Annotated in this window: 19 protein-coding genes and 1 pseudogene; 12 read left to right on the plus strand and 8 right to left on the minus strand. The window is 40.6% G+C overall.

The genetic code is table 11. From position 1 onward, the window contains the following. Nucleotides 1-72 precede the first annotated feature (72 nt). Nucleotides 73-990: a histone deacetylase family protein gene (locus PTUN_RS03490; protein ID WP_009838311.1), complete on the plus strand. Its 918-nt coding sequence runs from the start codon at nt 73-75 to the stop codon at nt 988-990. 113 nt (nt 991-1103) lie between these two features. On the opposite strand, the gene yacG is transcribed toward PTUN_RS03490, so the two are convergent. From yacG to nadC, 8 genes and pseudogenes are all read right to left on the minus strand, one after another. Further along, nucleotides 1104-1343 (minus strand): DNA gyrase inhibitor YacG, encoded by a 240-nt coding sequence (gene yacG / locus PTUN_RS03495; RefSeq protein ID WP_009838312.1) that lies wholly within the window; start codon nt 1341-1343, stop codon nt 1104-1106. 70 nt (nt 1344-1413) lie between these two features. Further along, entirely contained in the window at nt 1414-3096 is a 1683-nt protein-coding gene (gene pilB / locus PTUN_RS03500; RefSeq protein ID WP_009838313.1) for a type IV-A pilus assembly ATPase PilB, read from the minus strand. Between the two features lie 147 nt (nt 3097-3243). Next, complete coding sequence (coaE, locus tag PTUN_RS03505; RefSeq protein WP_009838314.1) at nt 3244-3861, minus strand: dephospho-CoA kinase; 618 nt, start codon at nt 3859-3861, stop codon at nt 3244-3246. A 35-nt stretch (nt 3862-3896) separates the two neighbouring features. Then, nucleotides 3897-4802, minus strand: coding sequence for a prepilin peptidase (locus PTUN_RS03510; RefSeq protein WP_232284995.1), 906 nt, complete (start codon nt 4800-4802; stop codon nt 3897-3899). Between the two features lie 19 nt (nt 4803-4821). After that, complete coding sequence (locus tag PTUN_RS03515) at nt 4822-6060, minus strand: type II secretion system F family protein (protein WP_009838316.1); 1239 nt, start codon at nt 6058-6060, stop codon at nt 4822-4824. Nucleotides 6061-6156: 96 nt separating this feature from the next. After that, nucleotides 6157-7860: a type IV-A pilus assembly ATPase PilB gene (gene pilB / locus PTUN_RS03520; RefSeq protein WP_009838317.1), complete on the minus strand. Its 1704-nt coding sequence runs from the start codon at nt 7858-7860 to the stop codon at nt 6157-6159. A gap of 350 nt (nt 7861-8210) precedes the next feature. Beyond that, nucleotides 8211-8316, minus strand: a pseudogene (locus PTUN_RS21925) (pilin); the annotation flags it as partial. A 545-nt stretch (nt 8317-8861) separates the two neighbouring features. Next, a complete protein-coding gene (gene nadC / locus PTUN_RS03530; RefSeq protein ID WP_009838319.1) occupies nt 8862-9752 on the minus strand; it encodes a carboxylating nicotinate-nucleotide diphosphorylase in 891 nt (296 codons plus the stop codon). 292 nt (nt 9753-10044) lie between these two features. Between nadC and ampD the strand changes: the two genes are divergently transcribed. The 11 genes from ampD to PTUN_RS03585 all read left to right on the plus strand — a co-directional run bounded on the left by ampD (nt 10045) and on the right by PTUN_RS03585 (nt 25202). Beyond that, complete coding sequence (ampD, locus tag PTUN_RS03535) at nt 10045-10590, plus strand: 1,6-anhydro-N-acetylmuramyl-L-alanine amidase AmpD (protein ID WP_009838320.1); 546 nt, start codon at nt 10045-10047, stop codon at nt 10588-10590. A gap of 65 nt (nt 10591-10655) precedes the next feature. After that, nucleotides 10656-11498 carry a beta-lactamase regulator AmpE gene (gene ampE, locus PTUN_RS03540; RefSeq protein WP_009838321.1) on the plus strand — a complete coding sequence of 281 codons (843 nt, stop codon included), beginning with the start codon at nt 10656-10658 and terminating at the stop codon, nt 11496-11498. A gap of 445 nt (nt 11499-11943) precedes the next feature. Continuing rightward, nucleotides 11944-12693, plus strand: coding sequence for a pyruvate dehydrogenase complex transcriptional repressor PdhR (pdhR, locus tag PTUN_RS03545; RefSeq protein ID WP_009838322.1), 750 nt, complete (start codon nt 11944-11946; stop codon nt 12691-12693). A 69-nt stretch (nt 12694-12762) separates the two neighbouring features. Next, nucleotides 12763-15429, plus strand: a complete 2667-nt coding sequence (gene aceE / locus PTUN_RS03550) for a pyruvate dehydrogenase (acetyl-transferring), homodimeric type (protein ID WP_009838323.1) — start codon at nt 12763-12765, stop codon at nt 15427-15429. 11 nt (nt 15430-15440) lie between these two features. Continuing rightward, entirely contained in the window at nt 15441-17336 is a 1896-nt protein-coding gene (aceF, locus tag PTUN_RS03555) for a pyruvate dehydrogenase complex dihydrolipoyllysine-residue acetyltransferase (RefSeq protein ID WP_009838324.1), read from the plus strand. A 176-nt stretch (nt 17337-17512) separates the two neighbouring features. Beyond that, nucleotides 17513-18937 carry a dihydrolipoyl dehydrogenase gene (gene lpdA, locus PTUN_RS03560; RefSeq protein WP_009838325.1) on the plus strand — a complete coding sequence of 475 codons (1425 nt, stop codon included), beginning with the start codon at nt 17513-17515 and terminating at the stop codon, nt 18935-18937. 110 nt (nt 18938-19047) lie between these two features. Then, nucleotides 19048-19749: a tRNA-uridine aminocarboxypropyltransferase gene (locus tag PTUN_RS03565; protein WP_009838326.1), complete on the plus strand. Its 702-nt coding sequence runs from the start codon at nt 19048-19050 to the stop codon at nt 19747-19749. A gap of 839 nt (nt 19750-20588) precedes the next feature. Further along, complete coding sequence (locus PTUN_RS03570) at nt 20589-21593, plus strand: Fe(3+) ABC transporter substrate-binding protein (protein ID WP_009838328.1); 1005 nt, start codon at nt 20589-20591, stop codon at nt 21591-21593. Beyond that, nucleotides 21593-23239: an ABC transporter permease gene (locus PTUN_RS03575; protein ID WP_009838329.1), complete on the plus strand. Its 1647-nt coding sequence runs from the start codon at nt 21593-21595 to the stop codon at nt 23237-23239. Before PTUN_RS03570 ends, PTUN_RS03575 begins: the two co-directional genes overlap by 1 nt. Beyond that, a complete protein-coding gene (locus PTUN_RS03580; RefSeq protein WP_009838330.1) occupies nt 23232-24275 on the plus strand; it encodes an ABC transporter ATP-binding protein in 1044 nt (347 codons plus the stop codon). The genes PTUN_RS03575 and PTUN_RS03580 overlap by 8 nt, the downstream gene beginning before the upstream one ends. Before the next feature lie 12 nt (nt 24276-24287). Continuing rightward, nucleotides 24288-25202 carry a Dyp-type peroxidase gene (locus PTUN_RS03585; protein WP_009838331.1) on the plus strand — a complete coding sequence of 305 codons (915 nt, stop codon included), beginning with the start codon at nt 24288-24290 and terminating at the stop codon, nt 25200-25202. Nucleotides 25203-25206: the final 4 nt, after the last annotated feature.

Here is a 25206-nt window from a genome sequence, read left to right on the forward strand (position 1 = left end):
AAAGACTCGCTTTGCTACTATAACCCTTCAAAGCAAGGTTATTGTGAACTTGTAACTTCATTTGGTATTTTTATGCGCACAGCCATTATTGCCCATCCCGCTTGTCGAAAACATAAAATGATAGTTGATCATCCTGAATGTCCTGAGCGACTAGATGCCATTCAAGATAGGCTTGTGGCTTCTGGAGTCGATGTCACGATTGCACATAAACTTGCACCTAAAGCGACTTTAGCGCACATAGGCTTGGCGCATAGCGAACAGCATATTGCCCATATTTTGGCAACGTTACCACAAGCAGGGCTTGCTGATTTAGATGGCGATACTTGGCTGTGCCCCGAGAGCTTTTTGGCAATAGAGCGTGCTGTAGGTGCTGGAATTTTAGCGGTTGATGAAATACTGGCAGGGCAATTAGACGCCGCATTTTGTGCGATTAGGCCGCCTGGTCATCATGCAAATAAAGACAGTTCATCGGGCTTTTGTGTGGTTAATAATCTCGCAATTGCGGTTAAATACGCACAAACGTTCGGTATTAAACGCATTGCGATTTTAGATATTGATGTCCATCACGGTAACGGCACACAAGATATTTTTATCGATGATGAAAGCGTTTTATTTTGCTCGCTATTTCAGCATCCATTTTATCCAAATACCGCAGTTGAAAGTAATAATCACATTATTAATTCACCCATGTCGGCAGGCCAAGGAGCGGTTCAATTAAAAGAACTTGTAACGCAGCAATGGCTACCAAAACTCACTGATTTTAATCCTGAACTTATTTTTATTAGTGCTGGTTTTGATGCACATTTAGAAGATGATATGGGCGGGCTTGGTTTTGTTGAAGCCGATTATGTTTGGTTTACTGAACAGGTGATTGCGCTTGCAAAATTATGCCAAAGCAAAGGGATTATTTCGATGTTAGAAGGCGGATATGATTTATCTTCCTTAGGTCGAAGTGTTACTGAGCATTTAAGAGCATTTGCCCATGCTTAAACAGCGGTGAAACTTTTAAGAGGCATAACTAAAAAAAGCCAATTTTTATGTGATTGGCTTGTTAGACTTGATGTTATGTCCAATAAAACGTAGTGGATCTCATAGAGAGCTCTTTACTCTTTAAAAAAGCCAGCTTCACTTTCGGCTTGTGCCAGCATCGCTTCAATGTCTTCAATCATATCTGGTGTTACTTTTTGATCATTTCCGCTTTGAGTGGCAATTTTATGGTTTTCGGCCGCCCATTCGCCTAAATCAATTAATTGACATTGTTTAGAGCAAAAAGGGCGGTAAGGCGCATCGGGGCCCCAAATAACTTGTTTTTTACAATTTGGGCAATTTACAACTGTGCTCATTTGTTTTGTCTCAACAATAATAATGGCGTTAGTTTAACTGTTCACTTTGTTGATGCAAGCCTTGAGTGAATTAGAAACTCGTGACGCGGTTTATTTCGGCTAAACTGGTGATCCCTTTGGCGGCTTTGCGCAGGCCTGATAGGCGTAAATTATTAAATCCTTGCTCTTTGGACTTTTGTGCAATTTCGAGCGAGTTACCGCCACGCATAATAATTTGTGCTATTTCTGGAGTAATTTGCATTACCTCGTAAATACCCACCCGACCTTTGTAACCTTCGGTACAAAGCTCGCAACCATTTGCTTTAAAAAGGGTGAGTTCTTTACTTTGCTGCTCAGAAAAGCCCTGACGAATAAGTTCTTGTTCTGGTAACTCTTCTGGTTGCTTGCAATTGTTGCATAAGCGCCGAGCAAGACGCTGGGCAATAATAAGGGTTACAGAACTGGCGACGTTATACGCTGGCACGCCCATGTTTAGCAAGCGGGTGAGCGTTTCGGGCGCTGAGTTCGTATGTAGGGTTGAAAGCACTAGATGGCCCGTTTGCGCCGCTTTAATTGATATTTCAGCCGTTTCGAGGTCGCGAATTTCCCCAACCATAACGACATCGGGATCTTGGCGTAAAAATGCCCGTAAAGCATTGGCAAAGGTCATATCGGCACGCGCATTAATTTGCACCTGATTAATGCCAACTAAATTGATCTCAACCGGATCTTCTGCGGTTGAAATATTGCGCTCTGGTTTATTTAAAATATTTAAGCCGGTATAAAGTGAAACGGTTTTACCTGAGCCTGTTGGACCTGTTACTAAAATCATGCCTTGAGGCTGCGCTAAGGCATTTAAGTAAAGCTCTTTTTGTTCGACTTCATAACCTAATACATCAATGCCGAGCATGGCGCTTGATGAATCTAAAATCCGCATTACGATTTTTTCACCCCAAAGGGTGGGCAAGGTAGAAACACGAAAATCGATACTTTTCTTTTTAGTGATTTTTAGTTTAATGCGGCCATCTTGTGGTTTGCGTTTTTCGGCAATATCAAGACGGGCCATAACCTTAACCCGTGCCGAAATGCGAGTTGCTAATGCTTGTGGCGGGGCCGCTACTTCATGCAAAATACCGTCAATCCGAAAGCGAATTCGGTAAGTGAATTCATAGGGTTCAAAGTGTAAATCAGACGCTCCTTTACGAATGGCATCCATTAAAATTTTATTGATATAAACAATAATAGGAGCGTCTTCTTTTTCATCGGCTACATCGTTGTCTTTGGTACCTTCGGATGTATCAATCTCAACATCACTAAACTCTTTAAACTCTTCATCACTGAGATTTAAGCCAGATGAATTATCAAGTAATTGATCAATCTTTTTCTCAAGCTCAGCAAAATCAACTACGACCACTTCGGTTTGTAAGCCAGTATTAAATTCAAAATTTTCAAAAGCATCAAAATCAGTGGGGTCGGCGGTAGCTAAAAACAGCGTACGGTTACGCTTGCTCATAGGTAATATATGATGTTTGCGGATCAGACTTTCGTTTACTAATTCGCTTGGTATATGCTGCGGGTCAAAGCTGGCTAAATCAAATAAAGGAACTTTAAATAACTCACTGCATTTGGCGGCAAATGTTTTTGTGGTGAAATCTGAGCTGCTGGTAATAAGCTCAATCACCGAGGTGCTGCTTAAACCCTTATTACTTACATCTTCAGGTGTTATGTACCCTAAGCTGATAAATTTTCGAATTAAGGGAGAGTTTAAATTCATGCCGACACTATCCAATTGATTGGTATAGTAAGTGTTGCCCAGAACGCTAATATTGCAAGTGTGATTGTTTTTTACCTAGGTGATAGCTTGCTAGCAATATATTAAAGCCAAAGATGTGCGACAGCTTTCACACCGACATTATTACATTTATGTTAGAGCGAGCAGTTTTTGGTGTAAGGCGGTTACTTGTTTTTTAGTGTGGTCTAATGCTAAAGAGTTATCGATTGTATCGTCAGCTAAGGCTTGTTTTTGCGCTCTTGGCATTTGTGCCGCAATAATGTTTTGCACTAGCTCTACGGTGCAGTTATCTCGTGTGCTGGTACGTTGTAACTGGGTTGCTACAGGCACGTCAACTAATACGCTGTGGTCGCAAAGCTCGTTTAATTTATTTTCAAATAATAGCGGTGCTACCAATAAAACATAAGGGCTAGAAGCTTGGTGTAACTGGGCTAAAATTTCGCTGCGAATAAGTGGATGCAGCAGGTTATTGAGCCATAATTTATCATCAGCTTGCGAGAAAACACGTTCACGCAGTTTTGATCTATTTAGGCTGCCATCTTGGTTTAAAAAGTCCTCACTAAAGTATTGTTTAATTGCTGCAAGTGCAGGGCTGCCAATGGCAACGACTTCGCGGGCAACAATATCGGCATCGACTAATTCAATACCAAGGGCGGCAAACATATTTGCAACAGCGCTTTTACCAGATCCTATGCCACCGGTTAAACCAATAATTTTTTTGCTTACTTTGGTTTGGTTTGATGGCATTGTTCGTTATTTCCAGATGTTAAAAAAGCAAAGTATTAGGCTAAAATCAAGCTGTAATAAGCGATTGATATTTCAGTACCCCAAAGTATCGCAACCCAACCTGCAATAGCGATATAAGGGCCAAAAGGGATTGGCGTGGCTTTGTCTTTACCTTGAATGCTGAGGAGCGTAATACCAATAACAGCGCCTACTAAACTCGACAGTAAAATAATCATCGGCAGTGCTTGCCAGCCAAGTAAGGCACCAAAGACTGCCATTAATTTAAAGTCACCATAACCCATGCCTTCTTTGCCGGTAGCGAGTTTAAACAACCAATATACCGACCAAAAACTTAAATACCCCAGTGCAGCACCAATAATGGCTTGCGCAGGCTCTATGGTCAGGCCAAATATTGAAGCCAGAAGGCCTAGCCATAACAGTGGCAAAGTGATTTGATCTGGCAGCAACATGTGGTCAATATCAATAAATATCAGTGCAATGAGCGCCCATGTAACACCAAGGTACAACACCGTTTGTTCGGTTACGCCAAGCACTGCGGCAACTGTTAAGCTTGCAACCATAGTAAGTAGTTCTATGCTCGGGTAGCGCATTGATATTGGGTTTTTGCAATACGCACATTTGCCGCGCAATATCAGCCAGCTAATTACCGGGATATTTTGCCACGCTTTAATTTTACTGCTGCATTTTGGGCAGGTTGAGGCAGGCACTGCAAGATTAAAGATGGTTGCTGGCGTTTCGGTATTGTTTGCATCGAGCTGATTTTTAGGTAGCTCGTCTTCTAACAGTAAGCGGCAATCCTGTTGCCATTCATTTTGCATCATCACAGGTAAGCGATAGATCACCACATTTAAAAAACTACCTACCGCAAGTGATACGAGGGCAATCGTTAAGTAAAAAAAACAGGCCTGTTGTTGGTAAAGCGTAATCAGCTCTTGCAGCATTAAACTATCCATTATTAAACTAGCCACCAACAATAGCGCCAAGTTGAAAGATTGGTAAGTACATGGCGACAATCAAACCACCCACTAAAACCCCTAAAATAGCCATTATTAAAGGCTCTAATAAGGTTGATAAACCATCAACGGCATCGTCGACTTCTTGCTCGTAAATAGTGGCTACTTTTGCCAGCATATCATCAAGGGCGCCCGATTCTTCACCAATGGCCACCATTTGAATCACCATGTCAGGAAAAATATTAGAATTTCGCATAGCAAAGTTCATTTGATTACCTGAACTCACTTCGGATTTAATTTCTATTATAGCGTTGCGATAAACCGCATTGCCTGAAGCGCCGGCGGCAGAGTCAAGGGCATCTACAAGTGGTACGCCAGCGGCAAAGGTGGTTGATAAAGTGCGGGCGTAGCGGGCAACCGCTGCTTTATCTAAAATTTTGCCAAGAATAGGCAGTTTTAAAATGGTGCGGTCGGTATTATCCCGCACATTTTTGCTAGCACGATGTGCTTGCCTAAAGGCATAAAAACCAGCTGCCATGCCCCCAAAAACAAGCCACCAATAATTTTGCATAAATTCAGAAATACCAATTACAAATAATGTAAATGCGGGGAGTTCAGCGCCAAAACCAGCAAAAACACTTTGAAATTGAGGGACAACAAAAATTAGCAGAATAGTGGTAACCACAAAGGCAATACTCAGCACTGCAATCGGGTATATCATGGCTTTTTTGATTTTAGATTTCAGCGCTTCCGACTTTTCTTTGTAGGTGGCAACACGGTCAAATATATTATCTAATGCACCAGATTGCTCGCCTGATGCCACTAAATCGCAATACAAGTCATCAAATAATATTGGGTGTTTACGCAAGGCATCAGAAAACGGATTACCCGCTTTTACTTCGTCTGCTATCTTGGTAATTAAGCGTTGAAGGCTTTTTTTCTCTGAACCTGAGCCAATCATGTCAATTGCTTGAATTAGCGGTACACCTGCCATTAACATGGTGGCTATTTGACGGGTTAGCACACAAATATCTTTGGCGGTAATTTTAGGTTCTGATGAAAGCCCAAGTAGTGATTTGGATTTCTTTTTTACTTTTGATGGCGTGATGTTTTGTTTGCGCAGCTGCGCTTTAACCAGTGCAATACTTTGGCCATTCATTTCGCCTTCAAGCTTTTTACCGCGGCTATTCACACCTACCCAAGTATAAGTATCAAGCGCTTTGGTGGCCGTTGATTTTTTTGCCATTATAATGTCCTTGCTCGTAGTCGCTTTTGCTTGTTGTTATCTCAGTTGAGCTTAGTATGGTTAATACGTTCTAACATTTTGCTATTAAACCTGTTTTTATGGTTGATAGCTAGTCACGCGATTTATTTCAATAATCGACGTCATACCCGATGCCGCCTTTATTAAGCCAGAACGGCGAAGATTATTCACCCCTTCGTTAGTTGCCGCTTCTGCTATTTCAAGGGAGTTACCACCGCGCATAATAATTTGCGCAATATTAGGGGTAATGGGCATCACTTCATAAATACCAACGCGGCCTTTATAGCCTTCTGTACAGTGCTCACAGCCCTTGGCTTTAAATAAGGTTAAATCGGTTAAGTCAGTTTGGGTAAAGCCAAGCTTTAATAACTCTTCAGTAGGAATATGCTCAGGCTCTTTACAGTGGCTGCATAAACGACGCGCTAGGCGCTGGGCTATAATTAAACTCACTGAACTAGCGATATTATAAGACGGCACACCCATGTTCATCAAACGAGTAAGGGTCTCTGGCGCTGAGTTGGTATGCAAAGTAGAAAGTACTAAGTGACCCGTTTGCGCGGCTTTGATGGCGATTTCGGCGGTTTCGAGATCACGAATCTCCCCCACCATGACGACATCAGGATCTTGGCGTAAAAACGCGCGCAGGGCATTAGCAAAGGTCATATCAGCACGAATATTTATTTGTACTTGGTTGATACCGGCTAAGTTAATTTCAACCGGGTCTTCTGCGGTTGAAATATTACGCTCGGGTTTATTCAGAATGTTTAAACCGGTATAAAGCGATACTGTTTTACCTGAACCCGTTGGGCCTGTAACTAAAATCATGCCTTGCGGCTGAGCAAGGGCATTCATATATAAATCTTTTTGTTTTGGCTCGTAACCTAATACATCAATGCCCAACATAGCGCTTGATGAGTCTAAAATACGCATTACAATCTTTTCGCCCCACAAAGTAGGTAAGGTCGAAACACGAAAGTCGATGCTTTTCTTTTTAGTGATTTTTAGCTTAATACGACCATCTTGTGGTTTGCGTTTTTCGGCCAAATCCATGTGCGACATGACTTTTATCCGAGCCGATATTCGGCTTTCAAGCCCGACGGGCGGATTGGCTATTTCGTGTAATACCCCATCAACCCGAAAGCGGATGCGATAAGTATGTTCATAGGGTTCAAAATGTAAGTCAGATGCACCTTTTTTAATCGCATCCATCAATATTTTATTGATATAAACAATAATCGGTGCATCGTCATCTTTATTGTTTACATCGGTAGAGAGTGATTTTTTACTATTAGTCTCTTGCTCGCCATCAACGCCTTCTAGCTCTGCTATTTGCGCATCACTAAGTTCCAGGCCATCTTGTTTATCAAATAACGACTCTATCGCAAGGTTAAGCTGCTCGTAATTGACCACTACCACTTCGGTTTGCATGCCGGTATTGAATTCGTAGTCTTCAAAGGCATCAAAGTTGGTAGGGTCAGCGCTAGCGAGATAAATTGTTTTGCCTTTTATTGCTATAGGTAAAACGTGATGTTTTTTAATTAACTTTTCATTTAAAATTTTCTCATTTGGGAGAGATTGGAAATCATAAGAGTTCAAATCAATAAATGGAACTTGAAACAATGAAGATGTTTTTTTTGCTAATTCTATAGATGTTAAGCTGGATTCTTTACAAATTATTTCAGGAATGGAGGTTTTATCAGTCTTATTTATCCCCCTAAAACTTTCTAATTCGATAACACCAATGTTACTTAATTTTCTTATTAATGGGGAGTTTAATAACATGCTTAAATATTACTCAAAGTAATTAGAAGTATTTGTTCTGAAAAGACTATTTAGCTCAGTAACTTGCTTGAAAAGGCTTAGCGAAACTAAGCCTTTAATTGATTTATCAGTAAATTATCTTGTAATCGTAATTGTACCTGTACCTGGTGCTTTAGGTGTTGCTGTTAACGTTACAGGGAATGCGGTAGGAAGTGCAGCAGGTAATATAGATTCACATGCAGTCGTGCTAGCTGTCATTGCTGTATATTCAGCTGCAGTCATAGCCATCGCTGGGTCGTGAATGCCAATAGAGATTTTGTCTGCTAGTGCTCTCGCCTGTGTTTCACAAGCATTATTTGCACCATTGATGGTATAAGCTTGATATTGTGGAATCGCAACAGCAGCCAAAATACCGATGATTGCAACTACGATCATTAATTCGATTAACGTAAAGCCTTTTTGGGCTTGTTGTTTCATTTGTTTAACTTGTTTCATGTTGTACCTCTCCTACGAGTGACATGTGGGGCTAACTTTCGGGGGGAAAGTATTATCGCGCCCCGACTTTTATAAAGTTGAGTATAGTCTTTTTTCTCTATTGAGAAAGGCAGTGCAAATAAAATCCTAAAATTTTTACTGCTCGATTTTACTCGTTTTACTGTTTACTTTAAAAACACTTAAAAATGAATTTGTTATGCTTTTGCATTGTAGCGAGACCTTAACAAACAGCCTACTCGATGTATTTTGCTTGTGTAAAGATATATTTTACAAATCATTAGCAAACTAGATTCATGTTTTAGTATTGGTTATTACATCCTGTTTCAACCAATTTCATTAGATGCTAGCATCTATTTTGTGAATTTAATAGTTAAATGTATTACAAATTAGTTACAAAAATGTATGCGGCCAATTTGAGGGAATCATTGTACACATTTTAATGTTTCCCACAATTGTTTTGCATCAACAAGTTATGATTTTATTTGTGTTCGTACCTGTTTTTTCTGTACCTAGACGAGTCTGTTAATTTATGTTTTAACAAATCGCATCGATAAGTCGATGGCATTAACATGTTTGGTGATTGCACCACTAGAGATGTAATCTACCCCTGCTTGTGAATATTCGCGCAAGGTATGAATGGTCATATTACCTGACACTTCAAGTTTTGCCGGTTTTGTATGACTACCCACAGGACTTATTTGCTGATTTATTTGCACGGCTTGTTTGATGTCGGCAACGCTAAAGTTATCAAGCATAATAATGTCGGCACCCGCAATGAGGGCTTGGTTAAGTTCATCGAGGTTTTCGACTTCGACCTCTACTTTTAAATTGGGGTGGTTTTGTTTTGCGGTAGCGACTGCTTGTGCAATGCCGCCACACGCGGCGATGTGGTTTTCTTTAATTAAAAAAGCATCGTATAAACCAATGCGGTGATTGTTACCGCCACCACATAGCACTGCATATTTTTGTAATTGGCGAAGGCCTGGCACGGTTTTACGGGTATCGAGTAGCTGCGTTGTTGTACCTGCAAGCTCTTTGACATAATGTGCGGTTGTGGTTGCTGTGCCTGATAAAGTTTGCACAAAATTAAGCGCGGTGCGTTCTGCTGTTAAAATGGCACGTGCGTTGCCTTTGGCAGTAAATAAAACGTCGCTTGGTGCAGCAGCGTCGCCATCGTGTTTAAAAAAAGTGAGCTCAACACTGGCATCAACTTGTTTAAATACTTCAGCAACTAGCGCTTCGCCACAAAAAATGCAATCTTCACGAGTGATAACATTAGCGGTTGCGGTTTGTGTAGCCGGAATAAGTTGGGCGGTGATATCACCATCGTTTGCTGATTGGCCGTTTAAATCTTCACTTAATGCTTGGCTAACTAAAAGTTGAATTAAATCTGCATTGATATGCGTGGCTGCGTTCATAGTGTGACTCTGCTTGTTTTAGGTATCGACTTGCTGCTATTGATTATGCGGCGTGGTTCGATAGAGTATTGTCAAATATGAAATTTATTTTACCTCTTTATCAGCAGAAACTATAGCAGCAAAATTGGATTTGTTAAGATGGCAAAAAATCGATTTTAACCATTTGGTAGTTTATTAGTCATTGTATTGCCACAGACAAAGACGTGCAGAGCAGGTAGATTTATGTATAACCAGCTTGATTGTGAAATCAGCAAGGTAATTTTAGGTTTTAATTTAATGGTAGGAAAATGTTTTGCTACAAGATATTAAAAATGGTTGGTTAATGAATGCAACGCATTGCAAGTCGCCTCATTTTAATTTACGTGCGGGTGATGAGCCCATTTCATTGCTGGTGGTGCATAATATTTCGCTGCCAGCGGGGCAGTTTGGTGGCCCTTATATTAGTGATTTATTTATGGGACGATTAGATTGCAGTTGTGACGCAAGTTTTGCTGATTTAGCGGGGCTTGAGGTGTCTGCGCATTGTTTAATTCGCCGAGATGGCACAGTGATTCAGTATGTTAGTTTTTTAGACCGCGCTTGGCATGCGGGTGTTTCTTGTTTTGCAGGGCGCGAAGGATGTAATGATTTTAGTATTGGTATTGAGCTTGAGGGCACTGATACTGAACCATATGAAAAGGTGCAATATCAACAATTAGCTTTGCTGGCTAAAATATTGATAAAACAGTATCCTAGCATCACTAAAGAGCGAATAGTCGGCCATAGTGACATAGCGCCTGGGCGTAAAACCGATCCGGGTCCAAGTTTTGATTGGCAGTATTTTTACGCTTTATTGTAATTTTATTCAGTCGATAGTTTTAACAACGTGCTACGTTGGTTTTATCGTAACCTTAGGTAAATGATATGACGCTAATTTCAATTTTAATCGCCCTCATTATTGAGCGTTTAGATGCTCGGGGTAAATATTGGCAAATGGAAACGTATGCAAGTGTTTACCTTGATAAAAGTCGTAAGCTTGAGTCGGTATTTAAACATTCGGCTTTATTGTTATTTTGGCTCTTGTTGCCCGCTATTTTAGTGGGGTTAATTGCGCAAACACTTGATTTTGTCTTGTGGCAAATGCTGATTAATGTTGTGGTGCTCTTAATCTGCTTAGGGTGTGTTTATTATCGCGAAAAATATAAAGGTTACCTTAATGCGATGCAGCGTAATGATAATGAAGCTGCCAGTTTATATGCGATGCAATTAGGTCAAAAACGTACAGAAGATCAGCGTGGCGGCGAAACGTTAGGGCAAACGTTAGCGTGGATTAACTTTCGTTTTTATTGTGCCGTTATTTTTTGGTTTGTAGTGCTTGGCCCTGCTGGTGCCGTTTTTTATGCGTTAGTCCGCACCATTGCTGATGCGGTCAGGAGCCAAAAAATTGCTGCACTATTACCCCAAAAGCTGTTTTTACAAACCTTGTTATTTTGGCTTGATTGGCTGCCAACCCGAATTGCTAGTTTTGGTTATCTAATTATCGGAAACTTTAATAAAGGAACATCATGCTGGTTAAGGCATGCCCTTAATTTTAGTGTGAGTAACCGTAAAGTAATTACTGAAACCGCATTAGCTGCAGAGCAAGTTGAAAAGCAACACCTTGGTTGCACGGTTGAAGCTTTGTGCATGGTGAAATTAGTAAAGCGAAATGTATTGTTCTTTTTAGCGCTTATTGCTGGTTTAACCTTATTTGGCCAGCTATCGTAACTATCTCTGTGTAGTGTAGGCAAAAATCATTAGTCGTTGAGCACGGTTATTTAGGGGTTAGTTTTTATCGTTTAGTCGCTTGCTCAATTGGTTTTTTTTATGGTTAGTCTTGTTGGCATGTTGACGCAATGGCAGTTAGAAATGGTCTTGGCAAACCTCTTAACGTAAATTTTGTAAGTAAGTTTGCATCTACAACGTCATCTCTAGAATATTGCAGTTAGTGGTCTGACCATTTTGCAAATATCGAATTTTCCTTTCTTTTTTTATAAAAGTTTTCATAATTTACCGTTATCGTCGATTTTGGCTTTGGTCTTAGTGGGCTAAAAGCTGCTCTGAATCGCGACAATTTTGACAGTGGCCGTGGTTTTTGTTAATTTATGTCAATATTTTGGTATGACCAATTTACCTTTTAAACTTTTTACAGCAGCGTGAGTAGCCTTTTTCTATGTCTCTGAAAATTAAAGCAGCAAAATTATCGGATGTAATTTTAGAGCAATTAGAAAATATGATCCTTGAAGGTTCATTGGCTGCGGGTCAAAAGTTACCTCCTGAGCGTGAATTAGCTAAACAGTTTGAAGTATCGCGTCCTTCTTTACGTGAGGCGATACAAAAACTAGAAGCCAAAGGACTTGTTACGCGTAGGCAAGGTGGCGGCACCTATGTAAAAAATCAGCTTGAAGGTGGGATGACCGATCCATTATTTGAATTGATCAGTAAACATCCTGAATCGCAATTTGATTTACTTGAATTTCGCCACGCGCTTGAGGGAATTGCAGCTTATTATGCAGCCTTGCGTGGTACTGCTACGGATTATGAAAAAATCACACGCCATTTTGATTTAATCGCCGCAGCAGAAAGTGATTTAACCGCAAAAGCGAAAGCGATTAATGGCTTTCATTTTAGCATTGCAGAAGCGTCTCATAATGTAGTGTTATTACATTTAGTGCGCGGCATGGAAGCATTGTTAGAACAAAATATCGTGCAAAATTTAACGGTGTTACTTGAAAAACCAGTGGTACGAAACCAACTGGCGCAACATCGTAAAGGATTGCTTGATGCAGTAATTAATGGTGAGCCAGATAAAGCTCGGCTTGCCAGTAATGCTCACTTGGCGTTTATCGAAGAAGCGTTATTAGAAGCCGGTAGAGAACATTCAAGAATTGAGCGTAGTTTAAGGCGCACACAGCAAAATTAGGCGCTTATGCTTAATGTTGTGGGAAAATTTGAAGCTAAATTCGTATTTTAAACATAAGGAAAACTCCATATGTCTGAAGTCAATAAATTTGACGTAGACGCACTAGAAACACAAGAGTGGTTACAGGCTTTAGAGTCTGTTGTGCGTGAAGAAGGTGTAGAACGAGCTCAGTTTTTATTAGAGCAAGTATTAGAAAAAGCCCGTTTAAATGGCGTTGATATGCCAACAGGTGTTACAACGAACTACATCAACACCATCCCTGTTGAGCAAGAACCTGCTTATCCAGGCGATGTAAATCTTGAGCGTCGAATTCGTTCGATTATTCGTTGGAACGCAATCATGATTGTATTGCGTGCTTCTAAAAAAGATTTGGATTTAGGCGGCCACATGGCGTCTTATCAATCTTCAGCTGCATTTTATGAAGTGTGTTTTAACCACTTTTTTAGAGCGCCTAACGAAGTTGACGGTGGTGATTTAGTTTATTATCAAGGTCATATTTCACCAGGTATTTATGCTCGTGCCTTTGTTGAAGGTCGTTTAACGGCTGATCAACTTGATAATTTCCGTCAAGAAGTTGATGGTAATGGTTTACCGTCATATCCACATCCAAAGTTAATGCCTGAGTTTTGGCAGTTCCCAACAGTATCAATGGGTTTAGGCCCAATAGCTTCAATTTATCAAGCGCGTTTCTTAAAGTATTTAGATGGTCGCGGCTTAAAAGATACTAAAAATCAGCGTGTTTATGCGTTTTTAGGTGATGGCGAAATGGATGAGCCAGAATCACGTGGTGCGATCTCTTTTGCTGCACGTGAGAAGCTCGATAACCTTTGTTACCTTGTTAACTGTAACTTACAACGCCTTGATGGCCCAGTAATGGGTAACGGTAAAATCATTCAAGAACTTGAAGGCTTATTTAAAGGTGCGGGTTGGAATGTAATTAAGGTTGTTTGGGGTTCAGGCTGGGATATTCTTCTTGCTAAAGACACTACAGGTAAATTACTACAATTAATGAATGAAACCATTGATGGTGATTACCAAACCTATAAAGCTAAAGATGGTGCTTATGTGCGTAAGCATTTCTTTGGTCGTTACCCAGAAACAGCAGCGCTGGTTGCTGATATGACTGATGATCAAATTTTTGCACTTAAGCGTGGTGGTCATGAACCATCAAAACTGTATGCTGCATTTAAAACCGCGCAAGAAACCAAAGGTCGCCCAACCGTTATTTTAGCTAAAACCGTTAAAGGTTATGGCATGGGTGATGCGGCTGAAGGTAAAAATATTGCTCACCAAGTGAAAAAAATGGATATGACGCACGTTGCGCATTTACGTTCACGCCTTGGTTTACAAGATTTAGTCTCTGATGATGCGTTAGTTGAATTACCGTATTTAACGCTTGAAGAAGGTTCGGCTGAACACAAATATCTACATGCTCGTCGTGATGCATTAAAAGGGTATACACCTAAGCGTATTGCAAACTTCACTCAACCGCTGGTATTGCCAGAAGTTGCTGAGTTTGCGCCGCTATTAGAAGAGCAAAAACGTGAAGTGTCGACCACTATGTCGTTTGTGCGTGCACTTAACGTATTGTTAAAAGATAAAAATATTGGCAAAAACATTGTGCCAATCATTGCCGATGAAGCGCGTACATTTGGTATGGAAGGTTTATTCCGTCAGATTGGTATTTACAATCCGCATGGCCAAAACTACACACCTCAAGACCGTGACATTGTTTCTTATTATAAAGAAGCTACATCGGGCCAAGTATTGCAAGAAGGGATTAATGAGTTAGGTGCAATGTCGTCTTGGGTTGCTGCTGCAACGTCATACAGCACTAACGATTTACCGATGATCCCATTCTACATTTATTACTCTATGTTTGGTTTCCAACGTGTCGGTGATATGGCGTGGATGGCTGGCGATCAGCAAGCTCGTGGTTTCTTACTCGGTGCAACAGCAGGTCGTACAACCTTAAATGGTGAAGGCTTACAGCATGAAGATGGCCACAGCCATATTTTAGCAAGCACAGTACCTAACTGTATTTCTTATGACCCAACGTATGGCTACGAAGTTGCTGTCATTATTCAAGATGGTATTCGTCGTATGTACGGTGAAAACCAAGAAAATATTTACTACTACCTAACATTGATGAATGAAAACTACCATCAACCAGCAATGCCAGCAGGCGCTGAAGAAGGTATTCGTCGTGGTATTTATAAACTTGAAAGCTACGCAGGTGCTAAAGCAAATGTTCAGTTATTAAGCTCAGGCACGATTATGAATGAAGTGCGTAAAGCGGCCGCTATTTTAAGTGAAGAATACGGTATTGCTTCTGATGTTTATTCAGTTACGTCATTTAATGAGCTTGCTCGTGATGGTCAGGATGTTGAGCGTTTTAATATGTTAAACCCTGGTGCTGATGCGCGTGAAGCGTATATCACTGAAGTATTGAACGAAAACGCCACCATTGCTGCAACGGATTACATGAAAAACTATGCAGAGCAAGTCCGTGCTTTCATTCCATCAGCTAACTACAAGGTGTTAGGTACAGACGGTTACGGTCGTTCTGATAGCCGCGAAAATTTACGTCGTCATTTTGAAGTAAATGCGGGTTATGTGGTGGTTGCTGCGCTAACTGAATTGGCTAAACGCGGTGAAGTTGATAAAGCACTTATCGTTCAAGCAATTGAAAAGTTTGAAATCGATACAGATAAACTTAATCCACTTTACGCATAAGAGGTTTACTCATGACGATTGAAATTAATGTACCAGACATTGGTGCTGATGCGGTTGAAGTTACTGAAATATTAGTGAAAGTGGGCGACACAGTTGTTGAAGATCAGTCTTTATTGACGGTTGAAGGCGATAAAGCATCAATGGAAGTACCTGCATCCACTTCAGGTGTAGTAAAAGAAATTAAAATTGCTCTGGGTGACAAAGTCACCACGGGCAGCTTGATTATGATTTTTGAAGGTGAAAGCCAAGCAGCGCCAGCACCTGTAGCAACTGCAGCTCCTGCCGCAGCACCTGTTTCTGCTGCAACAGCACAAAATGTTAATGTACCAGATATTGGCGGTGATGAAGTTGAAGTTACCGCTATTTTGGTTGCTGTTGGCGATGTAGTTGCTGAAGATCAATCAATCTTAAACGTTGAAGGCGATAAAGCTTCAATGGAAGTACCTGCGCCATTTGCTGGTACTGTAAAAGAAATTAAAGTTGCTACAGGCGATAAAGTCACGACTGGCTCGCTTGTTATGGTATTTGACGTTGCAGGCGCAGCAAGTGTTGAAGTGGCAGTACCTGTTGCTGCAGCTGCACCAGTTGCAAGCGCATCATCAGAGCAAAATGTGTGCGTGCCAGACATCGGTGGTGACCAAGTTGAAGTGACTGAAATTTTAGTTGCTGTGGGTGACGTGGTTAAAGAAGACCAATCAATCTTAAACGTTGAAGGCGATAAAGCGTCAATGGAAGTGCCGGCTCCAGTTGCTGGAACGGTAAAAGAAATTAAAGTTGCTGTTGGTGACAAAGTTGGTACTGGTTCGTTGGTTTTTGTATTTGAAGTTGCGGGCAGTGCGCCAGTTGCACAAGCGCCTGTAGCACAAGCGCCTGTAGCACAAGCGCCAACGGCTGCTGCACCGTCGGCTCCTGCGGTTCAGGCTGTTGCGCCAGTACAAGCTGCTCAAGCAGAATCTTTTGCTGAAAATAGTGCGTATGCTCATGCTTCTCCAGTTATTCGCCGTCTTGCTCGTGAGTTTGGTGTTAACCTTGCTAACGTTAAAGGCTCAGGCCGTAAAGGTCGCGTAGTAAAAGAAGACGTGCAAAACTATGTGAAAAACTTAGTGAAGCAAGTTGAGTCAGGTGCGTTATCAACAAGTAAAGGCACAACTGGTGGCGGTGAGTTAAATCTTATTCCGTGGCCAAAAGTAGATTTTGCTAAGTTTGGTGAAGTTGAAGAGAAAAAGCTTTCTCGTATTCAAAAACTATCTGGTGCAAATTTACACCGTAACTGGGTGCAAATTCCACATGTTACTCAGTTTGATGAAGCGGATATCACGACACTTGAAGAGTTCCGCAAAGAGCAAAATGCTCTGGCAGAAAAACAAAAGCTGGGCGTAAAAATCACGCCATTAGTCTTTGTAATGAAAGCGGCGGCGAAAGCGTTAGTTGAGTTTCCTACATTTAACTCGTCTTTATCAAATGATGGCGAAAGCTTAATTTTGAAAAAATACGTTAATATTGGTGTTGCGGTTGATACGCCTAATGGTTTAGTTGTGCCGGTATTCAAAGATGTGCACAAGAAAGGCATTATTGAATTATCACGTGAATTAATGGATATCTCGAAAAAAGCCCGTGAAGGTAAATTAACCGCAGCCGACATGCAAGGTGGTTGTTTTACAATTTCAAGCCTTGGTGGTATTGGCGGTACTGCGTTTACACCGATTGTAAATGCGCCAGAAGTGGCTATTTTAGGTGTGTCTAAATCTGACATTAAACCAAAATGGAATGGTAAAGAGTTTGAGCCTAAATTAATGGTTCCACTTTCGATGTCTTACGACCATAGAGTCATTGACGGGGCACTTGCTGCACGCTTTACTGCAACGCTTGCAAGCTATTTGAGCGATATTCGTCAACTAGTTATGTAAAAAATTAAATCCTGTTTGAGTAATCAAGCAGGATTTATTTTGTATCCAATGATACAATCTTGAACCAAATTTAAACGCTGCCGCGTGTTCTTTTCTTGCAGGATTTCCTGTAACAGGATAAATGGCAGGACAATAATAGTGGGCAGTGTCCCGTTCGAAACAATTAAGGTAATAGCATGAGCAACGAAATCAAAACTCAGGTTGTTGTACTAGGCGGTGGTCCTGGTGGTTACTCTGCAGCTTTCCGTGCTGCTGACTTGGGTCTAGAAGTAACACTTGTAGAATCTCGCGAAACATTAGGTGGCGTATGTTTAAATGTGGGTTGTATCCCATCTAAAGCATTATTACACGTTGCTAAAGTGATTGATGATGCGGCAGAAATGTCATCACACGGTGTTACTTTTGGCGCACCACAAATTGATTTAGATAAAGTCCGTTCTTGGAAAGACTCAGTTATTGGTCAATTAACTGGTGGCCTTGCTGGTATGGCTAAAATGCGCAAAGTGAAAACTGTATTTGGTTACGGTAAATTCACAGGTGCAAATACGTTAGCGGTTGAAGGTGCTGATGGCACAACAACAATTACGTTTGATAACGCAATTATTGCTGCAGGTTCACAACCAGTAAATCTTCCGTTCATTCCAAAAGATGACCGCGTAATTGATTCAACCGGTGCACTTGAGCTTAAAGATGTTCCAGCTAAGTTATTAGTGCTTGGTGGCGGTATTATCGGTCTAGAAATGGGCACTGTTTATCGTGCATTAGGCTCACAAATTGACGTTGTTGAATTTGCGGACCAATTAATACCAGCTGCTGATAAAGACGTAATCAAAATTTACCAACGTTATGTAAAAGACAAGTTCAACGTGATGCTTTCTACGAAAGTTGTGGCTGTTGAAGCGAAAGACGATGGTCTTTATGTTACGTTTGAAGGTAAAGAAGCGCCAGCTGAACCAGTACGTTATGACAAAGTACTCGTTGCTGTAGGTCGTACACCAAACGGTAAATTATTAGATGCTGATAAAGCAGGTGTAAATGTTGACGAACGTGGTTTTATTAACGTTGATAAACAGTTACGCACTAATGTGAATCACATTTTTGCAATTGGTGACTTAGTTGGCCAACCTATGCTTGCGCATAAAGCGGTTCATGAAGGTCATGTTGCTGCTGAAGTTATCTCTGGTCAAAAACACTTCTTTGATCCTAAGTGTATTCCTTCAATTGCTTATACAGATCCAGAAATCGCTTGGGTTGGTGTAACTGAAAAAGAAGCCAAAGAGAAAGGCTTAAACATTGAAACTGCAGTATTCCCTTGGGCTGCATCAGGTCGTGCAATTGCATCTGCTCGTACTGAAGGTCAAACTAAGTTAATTTTTGATAAAGATTCAGGCCGCATTATCGGTGGTGCTATGATTGGTATCAATGCGGGTGAAATGTTAGGTGAAATTGGCTTAGCAGTTGAAATGGGCGCTGATGGTGAAGATTTAGCGTTAACAATTCATGCTCACCCAACATTAAATGAGTCAATTGGTTTAGCTGCAGAAATTTTCGAAGGCTCAATCACTGATTTGCCAAATAAAAAAGCTGTGAAAAAGAAATAAGTAAGGCTTAGTCTATTCTAAGCTAACTGTTCTTTTGCAGTTGTTATAAAATGCCCGCCAAGAGTGGGCATTTTTTATGCCTAGATTTTGTCGTAACTTAGGTTCTGATTTTGAAAAATGCAGTTCTCGCACTTCGTGCCAAACAACTTGAAACATCAAAACGAGAGTTTAATGCTCGTGGCGGTAAAATGATCCGTTGTGATCACTGTTTACTTGCCGTTAATTATTGTATTTGCGCAGGGATTGAAGTGGCAATGCAGTGCCAAAGTGCGGTCTGTATGCTGATGTCGCATAATGAAAGTTATAAACCTTCAAATACAGGTCGATTAATTGCGGATATTATTCCTGATCATTATGCTTTTAGATGGCAACGTACCGAAGTGGAGCCTGAGTTATTAGCTTTGTTAGCCAATCCTGCATATCAAGGGATTATTGTTTTTCCGCAGGATAACTTACCAGCCGAGCGTTTTATAACATCAGTACCCCGAGAGTTAGGCAAAAAGCCCTTGTTTATCTTTTTAGATGGTACGTGGCGCGAAGCAAAAAGAATGATCCGAAAAAGTCCGTATCTTGATAATTTGCCTATTATCTCTATCACGCCAGATAAACTTTCTGAATATAAATTGCGTGTTGCAGCATTTGATAATCATCTTGGTACTGCTGAGGTTGCGATACTTGTGCTTGAGCTCGCGGGGGAGCATGATGCTGCAACTAAACTTGAACAGCACTTTATTGATTTTAGAGAAGCTTATTTAGCGGGTAAACGAAATAAAGGTGAATTACTGCGAGGCTCAAGCTGTGAAGATGAGTAACCATATTTTTAGGTGCATTCAATAATATTTATTATATAAAAGTTGGACTGACTGTATTGGTCGTCGAGATAAGTAAACAATAAGTCATAGGCATAATGACTTACAGCTATTTAGTAAAACCAGCTGAGCATGTTTGATTTGATTAAATGAAGCATAAAAAAAGCGTGGGCTATAAATAGTCCACGCTGACCGGAATCTTTTTTGAGCGTCCTGCCCGTTGCCTGTTAAGGCTCTCCAACTCGTCTATCCTTAGCTATATTGCTATAGCAGACTCATCCTAAGTCTATATCCCTGTTTGCTCCTAGCTGTCATCCTTTACGCTTAACTACTCTGAGCTGCTAACTCCTGTCAGCGTTAACGTCCTTGTCGTGTCTAAAAGGCCACTCCTGTGACACATTCCTTGATAAAAGCATCCTGCTTTGTGCTTCCTGCACATCCTCATTTTTATCCATATCCCTGTGCTAGCCTAAGCACTGTTTGGCATCCTGCCTTGCTTGTTAATCCATCTTTCCTTCAAGCGATGATTAAATTATAGATTTTTACTTAAAAATAAATAGAGTGATTTAGAGATTAGATTTACAGTCAGAAAAATGAAGTTTTATATTTATTCTTATATTTCAAATGATTAATGTGTTATTTTTGTGTTTTAAAATTGTAAATAGCGGTATGTCTGTCATCTTTGTAAGAAATATCTCACAAGGTTAATCCTATTATGGCAAGAGCTTGATTTTGAGCTGGCTGATTAATGTACGAGTTGGTTGTTGTTTAACGAGTATTGATTGTACATTCAGAGTAGAAAGTTTATCATTTGATAATAATTCTTATTTGTATGGTGTGAAATGAAAGTAAAATTATTAACGCTTATGGCCAGTTTAGTTAGTATCAGCAGCTTTGCAACGGAAGAGGTGAATATTTACTCATTTCGCCAGCCTTTTTTAATCGAGCCTATTTTACAAGAGTTTACTGCTCAAACAGGAATAAAAACCAAGGTTGTTTTTGCTAAAAGTGGTTTAATTGAGCGCATTATTCGAGAAGGTAAGCATACGCCTGCCGATATCGTTTTGTCTTCAGATTTCAATACATTGCTGCAATTACAAGAGTCAAACTTGATGCAACCAATAGAAAGTGAGCGCGTTGCTAATAATGTGCCTGCTGCATTTCGTGCGCAAGATGGTCAATGGGTTGCGCTCACTAAGCGAGCTCGTAACGTCTATTCATCTAAAGAGCGTGTAGGTAAGCTCGATAGCTTTAATTATGAAGATTTAGCCAAACCTGAATATCTAGGTAAAGTGTGTACACGTTCAGGTAAGCATCCATATAATCTTGGTTTAGTTGCCTCTATGATTGCTCATCATGGCGAAGAATATACTAAACAATGGCTTGAGGGCGTGAAAACTAACTTAGCGCGTAAACCTCAGGGGAATGATCGAGGTCAAGTTAAAGCGATTAAAGAAGGGTTATGTGATGTTGCTTTAGGTAACAGTTATTATTTTGGCAAGATGATTGAAGACCCTGAACAAAAAGATTGGGCTGATGCGGTTTATATTAATTTCCCTAATCAGCAAAACCGTGGCACTCATATCAATGTTTCAGGTGTGGTATTAAGTAAATTCAGTAAAAACAAATCAAACGCATTGAAACTAATCGAATTTATGACTGACAACAAAGCTCAGAATATGTATGCTTCGCTCAATATGGAATACCCGGTTAAAAATGGGGTGCCATTATCAGAGTTAGTCGCATCTTGGGGCACTTTTAAGGAAGATGCTTTGCCGTTAACTGAAGTCAGTAAATATCGTCCTGCAGCATTGAAGCTGATGGATGAGGTGAAATTTGATCTTTAATGCAATTACGAGTTTCTCTGTCTAAATGGCAGATTTTTGCTTGGGCAGCGGGTATTATTTTATCGCTGCCTGTAGCGTTTTTAGTTTTTGAATCGTTAAAACCTTCTCCTGATGTATTTGATCATTTACGTCAGACTGTGCTTTGGCATTATACCTATAATACTATCCTGTTAATTGCTGGGGTGGCTATTGTTAGCTGCTTGATTGCTTTGCCTCTGGCATGGTTGGTAGCTTATTGTGATTTTCCGTTTCGTAAGCAATTTGAATGGGCATTAATGCTTCCTTTGGCAATGCCAGCTTACATTATTGCGTATATTTATACCGATTTACTCGACTATGCTGGCCCAATTCAAATTTGGTTAAGAACGTTGTTTGGTTGGCAAAATGCCAGTGATTATTGGTTTTTTGATATTCGGACTTTGCCTGGTGCTGTGGTGATGATTGCCTTAGTGCTCTATCCATATTTATACCTTATTTTTAAAACCGCTCTTAAAGAACAATCATTTAAATTAGTACAAGCTAGTCATTTGATGGGGCATAGTGCTTGGCAAAGTTTTTATAAAGTATCGCTTCCGTTGGCGCGAGGTTCTATTGTGGCGGGGATTACGCTAATTAGTATGGAAGCGATGGCAGACTTTGCAACAGTGCATTATTTTGCGGTCAGCACGCTTACAACTGCGGTCTACGATACATGGCTTGGTTATTATTCATTAACTGCAGCGGCAAAAATATCAGCCGTTATGCTCCTTATTCTGTTTGTGACTTTAGGTGTCGAGCGATTTAATCGACGCTCTTTACATGTCGCTGAACGTTCAGGACTTGTAAACTCTGGTTGTTTGTATTTTTTAACGGGTGCTAAAGCGCTGTTAGCAAGTATTTGGTGCTTACTTATTTTAGCCTTAGGTTTTCTGTTGCCGGTTGGTGTTTTGATGAGTTATGCCATTAATACTTTTGATCAGGTTTCTCATGGTCAATTTTATCTTTATGCATGGCAAAGTTTTAAGCTTGCGGTGATAGTCAGTATTGTCTGTATGGTGATAGCACTATTGGTCGCTTATTATCAACGCATTAGTCGCGATTCTCTTAAATCTTGGCCAGGTCGAGTGGCAAGCATTGGCTATGCATTGCCAGGTACGGTCCTTGCAATTGCAGTACTGCTAGTGCTGAGCTTTTTTGATCAAGGTTTAAATCGTCTAGCTGCGTTTTTTGGGGTCAGTGACTCGTTAGGTTTGCTGCTTAGTGGTTCGATTTTCTCGTTGATTTTTGCTTATGTTGTTCGTTTTTATGCTATCGCTCAAGGTACGTTAGAAAGTAGCTTTGCCCGCATTCCTCCTTCATTTGATATGGCGAGTGCTGCAATGGGGAAAACAACAGGCCAAACTTTACGTTTAGTTCATTTGCCTTTATTAAAACGTGGCATTTTAACCGCTGGCTTACTGATTTTTATTGAATGTATGAAAGAGTTACCTGCTGCTTTGCTGCTGCGACCATTTGATTTTGAAACGTTAGCAACACATGTGTATCAGTATGCCAGTGATGAGCAACTTGAGCTGGCTGCAAGTTCTGCGTTATTTATTGTATTAGTGGGTTTATTGCCGCTTTATTTTATAACCTCTTCCATGGAAAGTGCCCGTCGCTATGAGTAGTTTGGTATTAGAAAACTTAGTTTACCGTTATGGTGAAAAAGCGGTTATCGATGAATTATCGCTCGTGGTGGCTCAAAATGAAATTGTCTGCTTACTCGGTGCCAGTGGTTGCGGCAAAACAACTACCCTTAAAGCGATTGCAGGATTGCTCACGCTTGAGCAAGGCCAAATAAAAATAGGCGATCATCTGGTTAATGATGGTTGTTTGTTTGTTCGTGCAGAGCATCGTAACATCGGCATGATGTTTCAAGATTATGCTTTGTTTCCTCACTTAACCGTGGCACAAAATATTGCTTTTGGTTTATCAGCTTGGCCTAAGCAAGCACGTCAAGCACGAGTTGATGAAATGCTGCAACTGATCAAGCTTCCAGATATAGCAGCGCGTTATCCACATCAATTATCGGGTGGTCAACAACAGCGCGTGGCGATTGCGAGGGCATTGGCATATAAGCCTAAATTTTTATTGTTAGATGAGCCATTTTCAAATATCGACCATCAAGTGCGGTTTCAATTGATGGAAGAAATCCGTCAGATTATTAAATCGCAGCAGGTATCTGCTATTTTTGTTACTCATTCTAAAGAAGAGGCGTTTGCATTTGCAGATAAGCTCGCCGTGATGGATCGTGGCAAAATAGTGCAACTTGGTTACGCAGAAGATTTATTTACTGCGCCAAATTCAAAGCTAGTTGCCGAATTTCTCGGTCCAGGCATATACTTAGCGGCTACTTATAATAAAAATATTGGTTTTACGACTGAGTTAGGTTTATTTAAATCTGATTTTTCCACCGAAAAAGCGGCCTTGGTAGGTGAGCTTTACTTACGACCGCAGCACCTAGAATTAACTGCAGATTTAAATGGAGTTTCAAGTGTTTTGGGTCGCCGTTTTATGGGGGAAAAGTGGGTGTATAGGGTTGAAATTGCATCACAGTTACTTGAATTGCCTGCATCTAATGGGCAAATACTTGAGGTCGGTGAGTGCGTCAGTGTTTCAATTTTGACTCATCAGGTGAATTTCTTCATTCAGTCTAATTCTTAAAGGAAGGTTGCAATGCCCCAAGCTCAATCTGGGATTTGTGCTGAAGCTAATTTGCACGGTATGTATTTACTGTTAAATGTGCTTGATGGGCACGATGATTTTATAGCCACTAAGCTAATAAAAATTATTGAGTTACAAGAAGAATTTGCTGATCAATTCTCAGAGGCTTTATTGTCTTGTGTGGTTGCTGTAGGCGCTGAGTATTGGCCACACCTTAGTCCAGATAAATTACCTCTAGGTTTGACGGGTTTTCCTCAGCTTGATGCGCCTGATTACGTAATGCCATCGCAGCCTTATGATCTTTTCATTCAAATTCGCTCAGATAGAAGTGATGTAAATCATCTGTTTGGTTTGCGTGTTTTGCATATTTTATCGCCAGATGTCGAGCTGGTTGAGCAAATAAAGTGTTTTCGCTTTTTAGATGGTCGTGATTTTAATGGCTTTATTTATGGTGCTGATTTACCTCATGGCAAAGGAAAACGCAAAGCCGCGTTAATCGAAGCACAAGACCCCGAATTTCACTTAGGTAGTTTTGTTAATATTCAACGCTTTCGCCATAACTTAAATAAATGGCAGCAACTAAGCATTGAAGACCAAGAGTACATTATGGGGCGCACACGCTTAGATAATCAACTTGTTGCCAATATTAGCCCAAATAGTCATGCTCTTTGTGTTGAGCTTAAAGATTTTTCTGGTCACCCAATTATGTTAGAGCAGGGTATGCCATATGGAGACATGAATGAGCAAGGCATGTTTTCGGTATGCTACAGCGGTGATGCTAAAGCATTTAAACGCTTGCTTGAGAGTCGGTTAGGGGATGGTGTGCAATATGATCACTGGTTGGATTATTGTACTGCTGACATGGGGGCAACATTTTTTGCCCCTTCAATTGATTTCTTAAAGCAGTTAGCGCAAAGACAGCTATAGTCGA

Origin of the sequence: Pseudoalteromonas tunicata (assembly GCF_002310815.1) — a bacterium.
GTDB classification, from domain to species: domain Bacteria; phylum Pseudomonadota; class Gammaproteobacteria; order Enterobacterales; family Alteromonadaceae; genus Pseudoalteromonas; species Pseudoalteromonas tunicata.

Coding starts and splice junctions, on each gene's coding strand:
- PTUN_RS03490 (WP_009838311.1), top strand. CDS start 73: ATGCGCACAGCCATTATTGCCCATCCCGCTTGTCGAAAACATAAAATG.
- yacG (WP_009838312.1), bottom strand. CDS start 1,343: ATGAGCACAGTTGTAAATTGCCCAAATTGTAAAAAACAAGTTATTTGG.
- pilB (WP_009838313.1), bottom strand. CDS start 3,096: ATGAATTTAAACTCTCCCTTAATTCGAAAATTTATCAGCTTAGGGTAC.
- coaE (WP_009838314.1), bottom strand. CDS start 3,861: ATGCCATCAAACCAAACCAAAGTAAGCAAAAAAATTATTGGTTTAACC.
- PTUN_RS03510 (WP_232284995.1), bottom strand. CDS start 4,802: ATGCTGCAAGAGCTGATTACGCTTTACCAACAACAGGCCTGTTTTTTT.
- PTUN_RS03515 (WP_009838316.1), bottom strand. CDS start 6,060: ATGGCAAAAAAATCAACGGCCACCAAAGCGCTTGATACTTATACTTGG.
- pilB (WP_009838317.1), bottom strand. CDS start 7,860: ATGTTATTAAACTCCCCATTAATAAGAAAATTAAGTAACATTGGTGTT.
- nadC (WP_009838319.1), bottom strand. CDS start 9,752: ATGAACGCAGCCACGCATATCAATGCAGATTTAATTCAACTTTTAGTT.
- ampE (WP_009838321.1), top strand. CDS start 10,656: ATGACGCTAATTTCAATTTTAATCGCCCTCATTATTGAGCGTTTAGAT.
- pdhR (WP_009838322.1), top strand. CDS start 11,944: ATGTCTCTGAAAATTAAAGCAGCAAAATTATCGGATGTAATTTTAGAG.
- aceE (WP_009838323.1), top strand. CDS start 12,763: ATGTCTGAAGTCAATAAATTTGACGTAGACGCACTAGAAACACAAGAG.
- aceF (WP_009838324.1), top strand. CDS start 15,441: ATGACGATTGAAATTAATGTACCAGACATTGGTGCTGATGCGGTTGAA.
- lpdA (WP_009838325.1), top strand. CDS start 17,513: ATGAGCAACGAAATCAAAACTCAGGTTGTTGTACTAGGCGGTGGTCCT.
- PTUN_RS03570 (WP_009838328.1), top strand. CDS start 20,589: ATGAAAGTAAAATTATTAACGCTTATGGCCAGTTTAGTTAGTATCAGC.
- PTUN_RS03575 (WP_009838329.1), top strand. CDS start 21,593: ATGCAATTACGAGTTTCTCTGTCTAAATGGCAGATTTTTGCTTGGGCA.
- PTUN_RS03580 (WP_009838330.1), top strand. CDS start 23,232: ATGAGTAGTTTGGTATTAGAAAACTTAGTTTACCGTTATGGTGAAAAA.
- PTUN_RS03585 (WP_009838331.1), top strand. CDS start 24,288: ATGCCCCAAGCTCAATCTGGGATTTGTGCTGAAGCTAATTTGCACGGT.